This is a genomic window from Cellulosimicrobium sp. TH-20, from assembly GCF_002105775.1.
Classification (GTDB): Bacteria; Actinomycetota; Actinomycetes; order Actinomycetales; family Cellulomonadaceae; genus Cellulosimicrobium; species Cellulosimicrobium funkei.
On record NZ_CP020857.1, the window covers coordinates 2,368,195 to 2,383,612 of the forward strand.

General features: G+C 74.6%; 17 protein-coding genes and 1 tRNA gene. 13 read left to right on the plus strand and 5 right to left on the minus strand.

Going from position 1 to position 15,418, the window contains the following annotated elements; translation table 11 throughout:
• The first annotated feature begins 119 nt into the window (after positions 1-119).
• The 9 genes from proB to B8281_RS10440 all read left to right on the plus strand — a co-directional run bounded on the left by proB (position 120) and on the right by B8281_RS10440 (position 6,733).
• Positions 120-1,247: a glutamate 5-kinase gene (gene proB, locus B8281_RS10405; protein ID WP_034651801.1), complete on the plus strand. Its 1,128-nt coding sequence runs from the start codon at positions 120-122 to the stop codon at positions 1,245-1,247.
• Between the two features lie 53 nt (positions 1,248-1,300).
• Complete coding sequence (locus B8281_RS10410; protein WP_085387664.1) at positions 1,301-2,653, plus strand: glutamate-5-semialdehyde dehydrogenase; 1,353 nt, start codon at positions 1,301-1,303, stop codon at positions 2,651-2,653.
• Positions 2,654-2,843: 190 nt separating this feature from the next.
• Complete coding sequence (locus B8281_RS19535; RefSeq protein WP_021483496.1) at positions 2,844-2,999, plus strand: hypothetical protein; 156 nt, start codon at positions 2,844-2,846, stop codon at positions 2,997-2,999.
• 43 nt (positions 3,000-3,042) lie between these two features.
• A complete protein-coding gene (gene nadD, locus B8281_RS10415; protein ID WP_031316993.1) occupies positions 3,043-3,648 on the plus strand; it encodes a nicotinate-nucleotide adenylyltransferase in 606 nt (201 codons plus the stop codon).
• Positions 3,641-4,690, plus strand: a complete 1,050-nt coding sequence (locus B8281_RS10420; protein ID WP_157446613.1) for a hypothetical protein — start codon at positions 3,641-3,643, stop codon at positions 4,688-4,690. The genes nadD and B8281_RS10420 overlap by 8 nt, the downstream gene beginning before the upstream one ends.
• 25 nt (positions 4,691-4,715) lie before the next feature.
• A complete protein-coding gene (rsfS, locus tag B8281_RS10425) occupies positions 4,716-5,162 on the plus strand; it encodes a ribosome silencing factor (protein WP_021482244.1) in 447 nt (148 codons plus the stop codon).
• Positions 5,159-5,839, plus strand: coding sequence for a histidine phosphatase family protein (locus tag B8281_RS10430; RefSeq protein ID WP_085387666.1), 681 nt, complete (start codon positions 5,159-5,161; stop codon positions 5,837-5,839). Before rsfS ends, B8281_RS10430 begins: the two co-directional genes overlap by 4 nt.
• A 68-nt stretch (positions 5,840-5,907) precedes the next feature.
• Positions 5,908-5,980: transfer RNA gene (locus B8281_RS10435), tRNA-Ala, on the plus strand.
• A gap of 183 nt (positions 5,981-6,163) precedes the next feature.
• Positions 6,164-6,733, plus strand: a complete 570-nt coding sequence (locus tag B8281_RS10440) for a dihydrofolate reductase family protein (protein WP_085387667.1) — start codon at positions 6,164-6,166, stop codon at positions 6,731-6,733.
• 63 nt (positions 6,734-6,796) lie between these two features.
• On the opposite strand, the gene B8281_RS10445 is transcribed toward B8281_RS10440, so the two are convergent.
• Positions 6,797-7,765 carry an SH3 domain-containing protein gene (locus B8281_RS10445; protein WP_085387668.1) on the minus strand — a complete coding sequence of 323 codons (969 nt, stop codon included), beginning with the start codon at positions 7,763-7,765 and terminating at the stop codon, positions 6,797-6,799.
• Between the two features lie 171 nt (positions 7,766-7,936).
• Here B8281_RS10445 and B8281_RS10450 point away from each other — a divergent pair, with 171 nt between their 5' ends.
• Positions 7,937-8,782 carry an aldo/keto reductase gene (locus B8281_RS10450; RefSeq protein WP_034651123.1) on the plus strand — a complete coding sequence of 282 codons (846 nt, stop codon included), beginning with the start codon at positions 7,937-7,939 and terminating at the stop codon, positions 8,780-8,782.
• 96 nt (positions 8,783-8,878) lie between these two features.
• Here the strand turns inward: B8281_RS10450 and B8281_RS10455 are convergent, their stop codons facing one another.
• On the minus strand, positions 8,879-9,325 hold the full coding sequence (locus tag B8281_RS10455; protein ID WP_085387669.1) for a hypothetical protein: 447 nt from the start codon (positions 9,323-9,325) through the stop codon (positions 8,879-8,881).
• Positions 9,326-9,416: 91 nt separating this feature from the next.
• Complete coding sequence (locus B8281_RS10460) at positions 9,417-10,349, minus strand: aldo/keto reductase family oxidoreductase (RefSeq protein ID WP_085387670.1); 933 nt, start codon at positions 10,347-10,349, stop codon at positions 9,417-9,419.
• A 258-nt stretch (positions 10,350-10,607) separates the two neighbouring features.
• Here B8281_RS10460 and B8281_RS10465 point away from each other — a divergent pair, with 258 nt between their 5' ends.
• Together B8281_RS10465 and B8281_RS10470 are read left to right on the plus strand one after the other, a co-directional pair.
• Entirely contained in the window at positions 10,608-11,573 is a 966-nt protein-coding gene (locus B8281_RS10465) for a LysR family transcriptional regulator (RefSeq protein ID WP_198163223.1), read from the plus strand.
• A complete protein-coding gene (locus tag B8281_RS10470) occupies positions 11,570-12,802 on the plus strand; it encodes an MFS transporter (protein ID WP_085387672.1) in 1,233 nt (410 codons plus the stop codon). The genes B8281_RS10465 and B8281_RS10470 overlap by 4 nt, the downstream gene beginning before the upstream one ends.
• 58 nt (positions 12,803-12,860) lie before the next feature.
• Here B8281_RS10470 and B8281_RS10475 read toward each other — a convergent pair whose 3' ends face one another.
• Complete coding sequence (locus B8281_RS10475; protein WP_085387673.1) at positions 12,861-13,079, minus strand: SCO4848 family membrane protein; 219 nt, start codon at positions 13,077-13,079, stop codon at positions 12,861-12,863.
• Between the two features lie 172 nt (positions 13,080-13,251).
• On the opposite strand from B8281_RS10475, the gene B8281_RS10480 reads away from it, so the two are divergent.
• On the plus strand, positions 13,252-14,079 hold the full coding sequence (locus B8281_RS10480; protein ID WP_232322538.1) for a siderophore-interacting protein: 828 nt from the start codon (positions 13,252-13,254) through the stop codon (positions 14,077-14,079).
• Between the two features lie 82 nt (positions 14,080-14,161).
• Here B8281_RS10480 and B8281_RS10485 read toward each other — a convergent pair whose 3' ends face one another.
• A complete protein-coding gene (locus B8281_RS10485) occupies positions 14,162-15,271 on the minus strand; it encodes an acyl-CoA desaturase (RefSeq protein ID WP_085387674.1) in 1,110 nt (369 codons plus the stop codon).
• Between the last annotated feature and the right edge of the window lie 147 nt (positions 15,272-15,418).

Sequence of the window (15,418 nt, forward strand, 5' to 3'; positions counted from 1 at the left end):
GGCCCTCGGCCGTGCCCGGGTCGTCCTCGGCGCGGCCCGGGAGCGGGCGCAGGCGTCCTGGTCCGTGAAATCGTGCGCGGCGGCGGCCCTCCGGCGGCGATGATGGGCGCGTGAACGCGCTGTCCTCCCGCTCCGAGATCGCCTCCGCCCGCCGCGTGGTCGTGAAGATCGGCTCGTCGTCGCTCACGGGCGCCGACGGCCACCTCGACCTCGCGGCCCTGCGGGCGCTCGTCGACGTCCTCGCGGCCCGACGCGCGGACGGCGGCCAGGTCGTGCTGGTCACGTCGGGCGCCATCGCCGCCGGGATCGGCCCTCTCGGTCTCGCGACCCGACCGCGCGACCTCGCGACGGCGCAGGCCGCGGCGTCGGTCGGGCAGGGCATGCTCGTCGCCCGGTACGCCGAGGCGTTCGCGGCGCACGGGCTGCGCGTCGGGCAGGTGCTGCTCACCGCGGAGGACACGGTGCGTCGCGGGCACTACCGCAACGCCCAGCGCTCGCTCGAGCGCCTGCTCGACCTCGGCGTCGTGCCCGTCGTCAACGAGAACGACGCCGTCGCGACCGACGAGATCCGCTTCGGCGACAACGACCGGCTCGCCGCGCTCGTCTCCCACCTCGTGCGGGCCGACGCCATGGTCCTGCTCACGGACGTCGACGGCCTGTACGACGGCCCGCCGTCGCGCCCGGGCGCGCGCAGGATCGCCGAGGTGCGCTCGCCGGCCGACATCGAGGGCGTCGAGGTGACGGGACGGGGGAGCGCGGTCGGCACGGGCGGCATGCTCACCAAGCTCGAGTCGGTCTCCATCGCGACCGGCACGGGCATCCCCGTGGTGCTCACCAAGGCGCAGCACGCCGCCGCGGCGCTCGCCGGCGAGCCGGTCGGGACCTGGTTCGCCGCGACGGGCAGGCGGACGACGCGCCGTCGGCTCTGGCTCGCGCACGCGGCGCGCACGCGCGGCCGCCTCGTGCTCGACGACGGCGCGGTGCGGGCCGTGCAGGGCGGGCGCGCCTCGCTGCTGCCCGCGGGGATCACCGCGGTCGAGGGCGAGTTCGACGCCGGCGACCCGGTCGAGCTCGTCACGTCCGACGGGCGCGTGGTCGCCCGCGGCCTGGTCGCGTTCGAGTCGCGCGACATCCCGGACCTCCTCGGCCGGTCGACCACGGAGCTGCGGGCCGAGCTCGGCCAGGGCTACGACCGCGAGGTCGTGCACCGCGACGACCTCGTCCTCGTGCGGCGGCGCGCGCGCTGACCGCGGGCCGGACGACGCTCCCGGCGCGACGGCCGCCGACGTAGGCTCGGACCATGACCACCACCGAGGACGCGCCCGTCGTCGCGGGCGCCGCCGAGCCCGGGACCGCCGGTCCTGCCGCAGCCGCGACCGACACTCCGACCGACGTCGCGGCGGCCGTCGAGGACGTCGCGCGCCGCGCCAAGGTCGCGTCGCGCACGCTCGCGACGGCGACCCGCGCGACGAAGGACGCCGCGCTCCTCGCGCTCGCCGACGCGCTCGTCGCGGCGACCGACGAGATCGTGGCCGCGAACGCCGTCGACCTGGAGCGTGAGCGCGCGAACGGCATGAGCGAGGGGCTGCTCGACCGGCTCGCGCTCGACGCGCCGCGCGTCGCCGCGATCGCCGACGCGCTGCGCGCGCTCGCGGGCCTGCCGGACCCGGTGGGGGAGGTCGTGCGCGGCTCGACCCTGCCGAACGGCCTGCGCCTGCGCCAGCTGCGCGTGCCCATGGGCGTCGTCGGCATGATCTACGAGGCGCGCCCCAACGTGACGGTCGACGCCGCAGGCCTCGCGCTCAAGAGCGGCAACGCGGTGATCCTGCGCGGCGGGTCCGCGGCGGCGAGCTCCAACGAGGTGATCGTCGGCGTGCTGGCCCGTGCGCTCGAGGCGCAGGGGCTGCCCGGCGACCTCGTGCAGTCGATCGACCGGTACGGGCGCCCGGGCGCCGTCGCGCTCATGCACGCGCGGGGTCTCGTCGACGTCCTCGTCCCGCGCGGCGGGGCGGACCTCATCCGCACCGTCGTGCGCGAGTCGACCGTCCCCGTCATCGAGACCGGGGTCGGCAACGTCCACGTGTACGTCGACGCGAGCGCGGACCGGGCCATGGCGCTCGAGATCCTCCTCAACGCCAAGACGCAGCGCGTGGGCGTCTGCAACGCCGCGGAGACGCTCCTCGTCCACGCGGACGCCGCACCCGAGTTCCTCCCGGCCGCGCTCGCCGCGCTCACCGAGGCGGACGTCGTCGTGCACGGCGACGACCGCACGGCCCGCCTCGCGCCCGCGGGCACCGAGGTGCTCCCCGCGACCGACGAGGACTGGGCGACCGAGTACCTCGCGCCCGAGATCGCCGTGCGCGTCGTCGACGACCTCGACGCCGCCATCGAGCACGTGCGGACCTGGACGTCGGGCCACACCGAGGCCATCGTCACGCGCGACCTCGCGGCGTCCGAGCGCTTCGTCGCCGAGCTCGACTCCGCCGCCATCATGGTCAACGCCTCGACCCGCTTCACCGACGGCGGCCAGTTCGGCCTCGGGGCGGAGATCGGCATCTCGACCCAGAAGCTCCACGCGCGCGGCCCCATGGGCCTCGCGGAGCTCACGACGACGAAGTGGGTCGTGCACGGGGACGGCCACGTCCGCCCCTGACGCACGGCCCCCGGCGGGTACCTGATACCCGCCGGACGAGGTCCCCGGACGGTCGTGAGAGACTGGTCGGCGACCGGCGCCCGTCCGGTCCGCCGTCGGGCCGGTCCCGGCGGGCGTACCGTTCCATCGCACCACCCCGGCCCGCGGCACGTGCCCGTCCGGCCCGGGGACGACCTTCGAGGAGGACGTCGTGATCTCTGCCGTCGTGCTGGCCGCCGAGGAAGGCGCCGAGGCCGCGTCGCACCTGCCCATCCCGCCGCTCGCGTACGGGCTGCTCGGGTTCGGCGGGCTCGTGGCCCTGCTGCTCGTGACCTACGCGTTCCGCAGCGTCGGCACGCGGCACTGACCCGCCCCGGACGACGGAAGCGCCCGCGACCGATGACGCGTCGATGAGCCCGCGCCGGCCCCGCCTGGGGGTGATGGGTGGCACGTTCGACCCCATCCACCACGGCCACCTGGTCGCCGCGAGCGAGGCTGCGGCGCGGTTCGACCTCGACGAGGTCGTCTTCGTCCCCACGGGCAAGCCGTCGTTCAAGCAGCACCAGACCGTCAGCCCGGCCGAGCACCGCTACCTCATGACCGTCATCGCGACCGCGTCGAACCCGCGGTTCACGGTGAGCCGTGTGGACGTGGACCGGCCCGGGCTGACCTACACGGTCGACACGCTGCGCGACCTGCGGGCCGCGCGACCGGACGCCGAGCTGTTCTTCATCACGGGTGCGGACGCCGTCGAGCAGATCCTCACCTGGAAGGATGCCGACGAGCTCTGGAAGATGGCACACTTCGTGGCTGTCTCCCGCCCGGGTCACCAGCTGAGCGTCGAGGGCCTGCCTCCGGGCGTGGTCACGACGCTCGAGGTCCCCGCCCTCGCGATCTCGTCGACGGACTGCCGTCGGCGCGCGGAGGCCGGGCAGCCGGTGTGGTACCTGGTTCCGGACGGCGTGGTCCAGTACATCGCCAAGCACGGTTTGTATCGAGGTCAGCACGATGAGTGACAACGGCAGCAACATGCAGCCCGTCCGCCCGCTCACCCGGCGCGAGATGCGCGAGCGCGAGCAGGCGGCCGCCGCCGAGCGGTCCGCGCAGAGCGCCGCGCCCCCGCCTGCCCCGGCACCGGGTGCGGGCGGCTGGCAGCAGCCGGCGCGCCCGGCCGCGCCGTCCGGCCCGCCGCCGTCGCGCCGCACCCTGCGCGAGACGACCGGCCCGGCCGAGCACCCGGCACAGCCCTCGGTCGTTCGACCCCCGGCCGCATCGGGCGGCATGCGCGGCCTGGACGAGACCGGCCGCCTCACGCCGGTCCAGGAGACGGCCGAGCGCGTCGCGATCCGCCCCCCGGCCCCGACGCCCGTCGTGCCCACGCGCACGTCCTCGCGTCCGCCCGCCGCGACTCCGCGGCCCCCGGTGCCGGGTGCGTCCGGCCCCGTGCGCCCCGCGACGCCGTCGGCTCCGGTCGGCGGTCTCGCCGCGGGCTCGGGCCCCGCGCGTCCCGAGACGACGCAGCCGCCGCGCCTCTCGGCGTTCGCGGCCCCGCCCACCAGCACTGCCCCGCCCGGCACGCCCGCGCCGGCACCGGCGACCTCCCCCTGGGCGGGGACGCGCGCGCCCGCTCCCGAGCGCGCGCCCGCCCCGGCACCGCCCGCCGAGGCAGGCGGCGCGGCCCTGCCGTGGTCCGCGATCACGGCAGGCTCCGCGCCCGAGCCCGCGAGCGCGGACCGCGAGCAGTCCTCGCCCTTCGGCGGCGTGCGGGAGTCCGCACCTGCTCCCGCCGGCGGTTCGGACGCGCTCTTCCCCCGCGTGCGCGGTCGTGCCGCCAAGCCCGAGGAGTCGGACGACGACGACCTCGAGGACGAGCGGCGCGGCCCGTCGTACACGTGGCTGCACTACCTGATCCTCGTCGCCGTCGCCTTCGTCCTCGGCCTGCTCGTCTGGACGCTCGTGTCCCGCGACGACCCGGGCCTGGCTGTGGAGGACGCGAGCGCCTCGGCCGCCGCCGTGCGGACGTGGGACGACCCCGGCACCCTCGACACCGGCCGCTGAGCGGCCGCACCACGAACGGAGACACGTGACCGCCACCGACCGAGCCCTCGAGCTCGCCGTCATCGCCGCCCGGGCGGCGTCCGACCGCAAGGCCGAGGAGATCATCGCGCTCGACGTGAGCGAGCAGCTCGTTCTGACCGACGTGTTCCTCATCGCCTCGGGGTCGAGCGAGCGCCAGGTCTCGGCGATCGTCGACGCCGTCGAGGAGGCCATGCACAAGGCCGGGTCCAAGCCGATCCGCCGCGAGGGCAAGCAGGAGGCCCGCTGGGTCCTGCTCGACTTCGGGGACGTCGTCGTGCACGTGCAGCACGCCGAGGACCGCGTGTACTACGCGCTCGAGCGGCTGTGGAAGGACTGCCCGGTCGTCGAGCTGCCGGAGGACGCGCGCGGCGGCGACGGCACGGCCGACGACACCGACGACACCACGCGCGGCGACGGCGCCATCCGCCTCTCGGGGGAGCCCCTGGCGTGACCGCCGGCACGCTCGTCCTCCTGCGCCACGGTCGCACCGCGTACAACGCGTCGATGCGCCTGCAGGGGCAGGTCGACATCCCGCTCGACGCCGTCGGGCGGTGGCAGGCGGAGCAGGGCGCGAAGGCCCTCGCGAGCGCGCACCGCGCGACGCGCGTCGTCGCGTCCGACCTCGTGCGCGCCGCCGACACCGCGCGCGCGTACGCGGCGGCGATCGGCGCGGACGTCGCGTACGACCCCCGGCTGCGCGAGCGCGGCTTCGGGGAGTGGGAGGGCCTCACGGGCCCGGAGATCGCCGAGCGCTGGCCCGAGGAGTACGCGGCGTGGCGCCAGGGCGAGGAGCCCGTGCGCGCGGGCGCGGAGTCCAAGGCCGACGTCGCGGCGCGCCTCGTCGCGTCCTTGACCGAGCACGTGGAGTCCCTGGAGCGGGACGACACGCTCGTCGTCGTCTCGCACGGCGCCGCGATCACGCTCGCGGTCACCGCGCTGCTCGGCCTGGACCCGGAGGGCTGGCGCGGGATCTCCGGGCTGCACAACGTCCACTGGTCCCACCTGCACCGCTCGGCGCCCGCCGCGACGCCCGCGTGGCGCCTCGTGGCGCACAACGTCGGGGCCGGGTTCCCGCTCGACGAGTGGAACGCGGGACCGGATTGGAATCTGGAGCCAGTTTCTGCGTAGACTAGCGACGCTCCGCAGGACGGGAAACCGGCCGGAGGAGTGCATGACCTGGATCTTCACGGATCCACGGGGCTGTGGCGCAGCTGGTAGCGCACCTGCATGGCATGCAGGGGGTCAGGGGTTCGAGTCCCCTCAGCTCCACCCGTAGAGCCGGACGGGAGCACGCATCATCGAGCGATGGGCGGGCTCCCGTCCGGCTTTTCTGCGTCCTGCGCGCCGCCCGGTGCTCGCCGGTGGAGGCCGCGGGTCTTGGCGCGGCCTGCCACGCTGGTGCGGTGCGACGGCGCTCCGCCCGTCGCGCGGGTACCCGGGGGAGGGCACGCGATGAGGCCACTGCGCTACGCGATCAACGTCACGCTCGACGGCTGCTGCCACCACGAGGCGGGACTGCCGCCCGACGAGGAGTCGATGCGGTTCTGGACCGAGGAGACGGAGCGCGCGGACGCGCTGCTGTTCGGGCGGGTCACCTACCAGATGATGGAGGCGGCGTGGCGCCGTCCGGCGTCGGGCGCGTGGCCGGACTGGATGGGGGAGCGCGACGTCCCGTTCGCCGAGGCGATCGACGGGGCGAGGAAGCACGTGGTGTCGAGCACGCTGCGCGAGGTCGACTGGAACGCCGAGCTCGTCGAGGGCGACCTGGGGGACGCGGTGCGGCGGCTCAAGGAGCAGCCGGGCGGGCCGCTGTTCGTCGGCGGCGTGACGCTGCCGCTCGCGCTCGCGAATCTCGGGCTGATCGACGAGTACGCGTTCCTCGTGCAGCCGGTCCTGGCAGGGCACGGGCCGACGCTGCTGTCGGGGTTGCGCGAGCGCATCACGCTCGAGCTGGTGGACCGGCAGGAGCTGCGCTCGGGCGCCGTCGCGGTGCGGTTCCGGCCCGTGACGGCCGTGCCGTGAGCCGGGACGACGACGCCCGGCGCGGCAGGTGCCGGCCGGGCGTGCGTGCGAGGGGGAGCGGGACTACGACGTGCTGACGTGCACGTGGTCGTAGTGGTTCGCGGTCGCGCCGCCGCGGTCCTCCATGCCGGACCACGCGCTCGCCGGGTCGCCGGCCATCCAGATCTTCTGCTGGTAGATGAGGTACGTGATGCCGAGCGAGCCCGCGTTGGCCTGCAGGTAGCGCGCGATGTCCCAGCCGGTCTCGCCGCTGATCATGATGTCGACGGCGCGGCCCGTGCCGTGGTCGCCGTCGTCGCCGGGGCGGATGCCGCCGAAGGTGGTGACCTGGGGGAAGTTGGCGCACACGGAGCGGTAGACGGCGCGCGCGTTGGCGCGCAGCGACGACTCGATCCCGGTGCTGACCGAGCACGCGGCGTCCGAGACGCCGCCGGCGCTCGACCCCCCGGCCGCGGCGGCGGCGACCTGGGGCGCCTCGGGCTGCGACTGCGCGAGGAAGCTCGACTTGATCCAGGCGGCCGCGCCGTCCCAGACGATCTGGCTCCAGTCGCCCTCGGTGACGCCGGTGACGTCGACGGCGGCGCCGAACTCGGTGGTCGCGACGCGCTCGGCGTCCGGGGACGGCGCGGAGCGCACGTTGACGGCCTCGGTGGTCCAGAGTTGGCCGGTCACGGGCGGCAGGGGCGGGGGCGTCGGGGCGGCCTGGGCGGCCGGCACGACAGCGATCTCCGCCGCGGTCTCGACGACCGGGGGCTCCTGCGGCGCCGTGGGCGGCGCGACGCGCTCGGACGAGCGGCTGGCGGCTCCCGTGCCGCGCTCCACGCTCGCGCCGGCGGTGGGCTCGACGCTCAGCGGAGCGAGGTCGGGGTTGCCCTCCGCAGGCTGGGGGCCCGCGCCCACGGCACCCGCGCCGAGCAGCGTGACGAGCGCCAGCGCGGGGAGCTTGAGCGACCGGACCGGCAGCGTCGGCAGGGCCGGGAGCCGGAAGGAGCGCGCGGTGGCGGGGGCTGCGCTGTGGCGGCCTCGGGACATGGTGCGCTCCGGTTCTTCGTGGGTAGGACGCGCCAATGTAACCAAACCGTGATCTGAGAAGTCCAGTCGGACATTCCGCGCAGCGCTCCCGTTCGACTCATGAGCGGCAGCGCTGAGTCGTATGCGCCGCAGTCGTTGGACGGGTGGAAGGCGGGTTCCTACGCTGGAAGCATGACCGTTCCCTCTGTACCGACCGTGACGCTCAACTCCGGTCACACCATCCCGCAGCTCGGCTTCGGCGTCTTCCTCGTGCCGCCGGACGAGGCCGAGAAGGCCGTGAGCGAGGCCCTCGAGGTCGGCTACCGCCACATCGACACCGCGGCGATCTATCGCAACGAGGAGGGCGTCGGCGCCGCCATCGCGAAGAGCGGCATCCCCCGCGACGAGCTCTTCGTCACCACGAAGCTCTGGAACGACCGCCAGTCGGGCGAGCAGCCGCACGACGCGATCCGCGAGAGCCTCGACAAGCTCGGCCTCGACCACGTCGACCTGTACCTCACGCACTGGCCCGCGCCCGAGCAGGACCAGTACACGAACGCGTGGGCGAAGCTCGTCGAGATCCGCGACGCGGGCCTCGCGCGCTCGATCGGCGTCTCCAACCACCTGCCCGAGCACCTCGACCGGATCGTCGCCGACACGGGCGTCGTCCCCGCCGTCGACCAGATCGAGCTGCACCCGGCCTACCAGCAGCGCGACGTGCTCGCCTGGGCCGACGCGAACGGCACGAAGATCGAGGCCTGGGGTCCGCTCGGCCAGGGCAAGTACCCGCTCTTCGAGAAGCAGGCCGTCGTCGACGCCGCGGCCGCCCACGGCGTGACGCCCGCCCAGGCGGTGCTGCGCTGGCACCTGCAGCGCGGCTTCATCGTCTTCCCGAAGTCGTCCCGCAAGGAGCGCATGGTGGAGAACTTCGACCTCTTCGGGTTCGAGCTCACCGCCGACGAGGTCGCCGCGATCGACGCCCTCGACACGGGTGACGGCTCGGGTCGCGTGAGCGCCCACCCGTCCGAGGTCAACTGACCCGGTCGCCCGCGGCCTCCCGCGAGGCAGCACGCACGACGAGGGGCGCCGTCCGGTCGGACGGCGCCCCTCGTCGTGCGCAGGTGGGAGGTCGGCTCAGCCGCACTCGTCGCAGATGCCCGTGGCGGGCAGGACCGTGAAGCACGTGGGGCACACGGCCGGCGGCTTCTCCGGCTCCGCGGAGCGGGCCGTCGTGCGGCGCGGTGTGCGCGTCGCGGGCGCGGCCTTCGCCGTGGCCCGACGTGCGGGTGCGGGCGCCGCGGGGGCGGCACCGGGCACGTCGAACCCGCGCTTGCGCAGCAGGTCCGCGACGCCGACGGGGCTGCTGCGGAACTCCTCGGCGGTCGCGACGCGGCCGGTCGCGTACCGGTGCGCGACGCCGAGGATCGCCTGCGCGTCGTAGACGCGGTCCTCGTGGACGAGCGGGGTGCCGGGGGACGCGGTGAACCCGTAGACCCCGAGGAACGCGTCCCGGCCCCGGTCGTCCCAGTCCGCGAGGGCCTGGAGGATGTGCTGCCGGGTCACTGCCGAGAAGGTTGCCACGGCACGAGCCTAGACCGCCCCGCGGGACCCCTCGGACGACGAGCGCGTGACCTTCCGCACGCGCTCGTGCCGGGCCCTGGACGCCCGTGGATCAGGGGACGGTGTACCTCGCGGCGCGGAACATCTCGTACCACTCCGCACGGGTGAGCGGGACCTCCGAACCGAGCGCGGCGCCGGCGACCCGGTCGGGGCTCGTCGTGCCGAGCACGACCTGCATCCGCGCCGGGTGGCGCGTGATCCACGCGGTCGCGATCGCGATGGGCGGCACGTCGTACCGGGCGGCGAGGCGGTCGATCACGGCGTTGAGCTCGGGGTACTTCTCGGACCCCAGGAACACGCCCGTGAAGAACCCCGCCTGGAACGGGGACCAGGCCTGGATCGTGATGTCGTGGAGACGGCAGTAGTCGAGGATGCCGTCGTCGCGACTGATCGACTGGTCGAGGGCCTGCATGTTCGCGGCGACGCCCTGCGCGACGAGCGGGGCGTGCGTGACGGAGAGCTGGAGCTGGTTCGCGACGATCGGCTGCTCGACGTACCGGCGCAGCAGCTCGATCTGGCCCGGCGTGTGGTTCGAGACCCCGAACGCCCGCACCTTGCCCGCGGCGTGCAGGTCGGAGAACGCGCGCGCGACCTCCTCGGGTTCGACAAGGGCGTCGGGGCGGTGCAGCAGCAGGATGTCGAGGTAGTCGGTGCGCAGGGCCTCGAGCGAGCCCTCGACGGACGCGACGAGGTGCTCGTACGAGAAGTCGAAGTACGGGCCCTCGGGCACGATGCCGGCCTTGGACTGGATGACCCACTCCGCGCGCTCGGCGGGGGAGAGGTCGAGCGCCTCGGCGAAGCGACGCTCGCAGCCGTGGAGCTCGGAGCCGTACACGTCGGCGTGGTCGAGGAACGTGATGCCGGCGTCCCGTGCGGTGCGCACGAGGGTGCGGACCTCGTCGTCGGTCTTGTCCTGGATGCGCATGAGGCCGAGCACGACGTCCGGGACGACGATGTCGGTGCCGGTCAGGGTGAAGGTCTTCATCGGTGGAGCTCCTTCGCGGGGTGGGCGGGTCGGGTGCGCGACGGCGGTGTCCGGGATCCGAGAGTGCGCTGCCCCAGGGGGTCGTTCTCGCGGGTCAGCGGTAGGAAGGGACGTCGTCCGCCCGGGGGCGGGGTGCCGGACGACCCGAGCGAGCCCGGTCGGCCGCGGCTGCTCGAGCCTAGGAAGCGATAACCTAGAAGTCCAACAACTAGTATTTGTCAAATAGAGAACTGTGAGTGGTCAATGGATCTTCGTCAGATGGAGTACCTCGTCGCGCTCGCGGACGAACGCCAGTTCACCCGCGCCGCCCAGCTCGTCGGCGTCTCGCAGTCGGGGCTCTCCGCCGCGGTCCGCAGCCTGGAGGAGGAGCTCGGCGCGAGCCTGTTCACGCGGACGACGCGGCGCGTCGAGCCCACCGAGGCCGGTCTCGCGCTGCTCCCGTACGCACGCTCCATGCTCGCGCAGGCGGCGGCCGCTCGCGACGCGGTCGTGCGGGCGACGCACGCGCTGTCCGGCTCGCTGCGCGTCGGCTCGGAGCAGTGCCTGGGCGTCCTCGACGTGACCGCCCTGCTCGAGCGCTTCCACCGGCGCTACCCGCAGGTGGAGATCCACTTCGCACAGGCGGGCTCGCACGACCTCCTCGCGCGCGTCCGTGAGGGCGACCTCGACGTCGCGTTCGTCGCGACCACCGAGCATCTGGGGCCGCTGTCCCAGACGGTCCTGGGCAGCGAGCCGCTCGTGCTCGTGTGCGCGCCGGAGCACCCGCTCGCCGGGAGGGGTCGGGTCGAGTGGTCCGACCTCTCGGGCCAGGAGTTCGTCGACTTCGACCCCTCGTGGGGCGCGCGGCCGGTCAACGACGCGACGTGCGCCGCGCACGGCGTCCACCGGCGCGTGCGGTGCTCCGTCAACGACGTGCACACGCTCCTCGAGCTCGTCGACCGCGGGCTCGGCATCGCGCTCGTGCCGCGCCACGTCGCGGGCAAGCCGGAGGCCGAGCGTCTCGTGACGCTCGCGCTGCCGGAGGGCGGTGCGCCGAGCTGGGTCGTCTCCGTCGTCACGGGGCGCTGGGACCGCGGCGCCTCGGCCGCGCCGCAGCTCCTGGAGCTCCTCGCCGACGCCCCCGCGTGCCGCGGCGTCGAGGTCGCCCGGACGGGCGCCGCGGCGTCGCGTACGGGTGTCGCGGTGCCGAGCCCTGCTGTCGAGGCCGTGGCGGAGGCCCGGTGACCGCCCCCGCGGGCACCGACGCACCGCTCTTCCCGCTGCGCAGCGTCGTCCTCGGCGCGTTCCTCCCCACGCTCGTCCTCGAGATCGGCGTGGGGGCCATGCTGCCGGTCGTCGCGGTCACGGCCACGGGCCGGGGCGCGAGCCTCACGGTCGCGGGGCTCGTGGCCGCGCTCGTGCCGATCGGCAAGATCCTCTTCGACCTGCCCGCCGGAGCGCTCGCCCAGCGCCTCGGCGACCGTGCGGCCATGCTGCTCGCCGGAGGCGTCGCGGCGGTCGCCTTCGCGACGATCGCGCTCACCCCCACCCTGTGGGGCCTCGCGGCGGGGGTCCTCGCGCTCGGTGCGTCGACCGCCGTCTTCAACCTCGCCCGCCAGGCGTACCTCACCGAGATCACGCCCCCGCTGCGCCGGGCGCGCGTCCTGTCGACGCTCGCGGGCGTGCACCGGATCGGGCTGTTCCTCGGCCCGTTCGCGGGCGCGGCGGTCATCGCCGCGACCGACGTGCGCGGCGCCTACTGGCTCGGGACGGGCGCCGCCCTCACCGCGGTGGTGGTGCTCGCCGTCGTGCGGCCGGACCCCGCGGAGGCCGGGCGTGTGCGACTGCGCGGAGCGCGGGCCGTGCCGCGGGTCGGCATCGCCCGCGTGGCGCGCGACCACCGCCACCTGTTCGCGACGCTCGGCGTGGCGATCCTCCTGGTCAGCGCCGTCCGCGGGGCCCGGCAGACCGTCATCCCCCTGTGGGGCGAGCACCTGGGGCTGGACGCCGAGGTGACGTCGCTGATCTTCGGCGTCTCCGGCGCGCTCGACATGCTGCTCTTCTACCCGGCGGGCAAGGTCATGGACCGGTTCGGGCGCCTGTGGGTCGCCGTGCCGTCCATGCTCACGATGGCCGTCGGTCTCGCGGTGCTGCCGCTCGCGCACACCGCCCCCGCGCTCGCGGTCGTCGCGGCGGTGCTCGGGGTCGGGAACGGCATGGGCTCGGGCATCGTCATGACGCTCGGTGCCGACGTCGCGCCCGCGGACGTGCGCCCGACCTTCCTCAGCGTGTGGCGCCTGTTCCAGGACACCGGCGACGCGCTCGGCCCGCTCGTGCTGTCGGCCGGTGCGGCGCTGGGGTCGCTCGCCGCGGGCGTCTGGGCGACGGCGGCGCTCGGCGCCGGCTCGGCGGCCGCCCTCGCGCGGTGGGTGCCGCGGCACTTACCGCTCGCGAACCTCGTCCGACGTCGCTAGTCCGGGCCGCGCTCGGGCGCGGGGTGGGGCGTCGGGCCGGGCCGCGCGACGGCCCGGCTCAGACGAGCGTGAGGACGCCCAGCACCCCGACGGCGAGGGCGAGCACGAGCGAGACGGCGATGAGCACGACGTGCACGGTGAGGAAGCGCGTCGCGCGGCCGTCGGCGTCGCGCGAGCGGGGGTCCTTGGCGACGCGCTGGAGGAAGCGCGGCCAGATGAGCAGGTTCCAGGCAGCCGTGACGAGCAGGACCACGGACCAGACGACGGGGATCTCCACGTCCCGAGCATGCCAGGAGGCGTCGGGTGCCTCGGGCGAGGCGGCCGCGGGCAGAGTGTGGGATCCAGCACATCGACGAGGGCGTGAGGTGAGGCTAACCTCTCTCGTGGTCGACGCGCTCGCGGGGCCGCCGTTCCGCCCGGGGAGCCGGGCGTCGCACGAGGAGCAGCCGGTGTCCGTCAAGACCGTCAAGCCCCAGGACGCGCACGTCGTCACGCTGAGCGTCGTCGGGCGCGAGCGGGTCAGTCCCAACGTCGTGCGGGTCACGCTCGGGGGAGACGAGCTGGACCTCTTCACCCCGCTGGGGTTCGACCAGTGGTTCCGGCTCTTCCTCCCACGCGAGGACCAGGACGCGCTGCGGCTGCCGACCCGCGCGTCGGGCCTCTGGTACGTCCAGTACCTCGCCACGCCCAAGGCGCGCCGGCCGTGGGTGCGGAACTACACCGTGCGGGCCGTGCGCCCGGACCTGCGCGAGCTGGACGTGGACTTCGTCGTGCACGGCGACGCGGGGCCCGCGTCCTCGTTCGCGCTGTCCGCCGAGCCGGGGGACCGCGTGGGCCTGCTCGACCAGGGGATCGGCTACCACCCGCGCGTCCCGCACGACTGGACGCTCCTCGTCGCCGACGAGACCGGGCTGCCCGCCGTCGCGGGGATCTGCGAGTCCCTGCCCGACGACGCGCGCGGCCTCGCGGTGGTCGAGGTCCCCGAGGCGGCGGACGCCCAGGAATTCCGCGTGCCCGCGGGCGTCGAGCTGCGCTGGCTGGCGCGCGACGGCGCGCGGCCGGCGGGCGGCGGCGGCCTCGACCTGCAGCCGGGCCACCTCGCGCTCGACGCCGTACGGTCGGCCGACCTGCCCGCCGGCCCCGTCTACGCGTACGCGGTCGGGGAGTCGGCGCTCGCGACGGGCGTGCGCCGCCACCTGGTCAACGACCGGGGCGTGCCGAAGGCGCACGTCGACTTCGTCGGGTACTGGCGCCACGGGCACGCGGCGTCCGCCTGACGTGCCCCGCGCGCGCCGTCGGGCGCGGGGCGTCGTGCAGCGGGTCGTCGTGCAGCGGGTCGTCGTGCAGCAGGGGGGTCGGTCAGACCCGGCGGAGCTGGCGGAACATCGGGCAGTCGAACGGGTCGCGCGCCGAGAGCCCCACGCGGTTGAGGTACCGGACGACGATCGCGTAGGACTGCACGAGGCTCGTCTCCGTGTACGGCAGGCCGAGGTGCGCGCAGTGCTCGCGCACGATCTCGCGGGCCCGCGCGAGGTGCGGGCGCGGCATGCTCGGGAACAGGTGGTGCTCGATCTGGAAGTTGAGCCCGCCCATGAGGATGTTCATCCACCAGCCGCCGCGGATGTTCCGCGAGGTGAGGACCTGCTTGGACAGGAAGTCGATCTTGCTGTCGGCGGGGATGATCGCCATGCCCTTGTGGTTGGGGGCGAACGACGCCCCCATGTAGACGCCGAAGACGGCGAGCTGGACGCCCAGGAAGGCGGCCGCGAGGCCGAGCGGCAGGAACCAGACGACCGCGCCGACGTAGAGCGACAGGCGCAGCGTGATGGTGACGATCTCGATGACGCGCGTGCGGACGTCGCCGCGCGCGCGGCCGCCGGCGAGGAGCGAGCGGAACGCCTGCACGTGCAGGTTCACGCCCTCGAGCGTGAGGAGCGGGAAGAACAGCCAGCCCTGGTAGCGGTTGATGACCGCCCGGAAGCCCTTCGCGACCTCCGCGTCCTCCTCGAGGAACACGACGACGTCGGGAGCGATGTCCGGGTCCTTGCCGCGGCGGTTCGGGTTCGCGTGGTGGCGCGTGTGCTTGTTCATCCACCACGAGTGGCTGATGCCGACGACGCCGTTGGCCAGCACCTTCCCGAGGCGGTCGTTCGCCGGGCCGGACGCGAACACCTGCCGGTGCGAGGCCTCGTGCGCGACGAACGCGAACTGGGTGAGGATCAGGCCGAGCGCCCCGGCGATGAGAAGCTGGAACCACGAGTCGCCCAGGAGCACGAACCCGGCGACCGCGCCGCCGAGCGCGAGCGTGAGGACCCCGAGGGTCCACAGGTAGTAGGCGTGCGTGCGGTGGAGCAGGCCCGCGTCGCGCACCGTGCGCGACAGTGAGCTGTAGGTACTGGTGACGGCGCCGGGCTCGTCGGTCCGAGGGCGGGTGGCCCGGAAGCCCGGGCGCACTGCGGCAGAGGTCATGTGTCCTCGCAGGGGTGTCGGTGTCGACTTCCCAGCCGCGGAGGTGAGCAGGTGCTCGTCGTGCAGATGGCCCCACCCTACGGGACCGTAGGTTGCGCGCGCGAGGGGGCCGGGTGAAGGAGTCGCGAAGGAGCGACACCTCGCCCG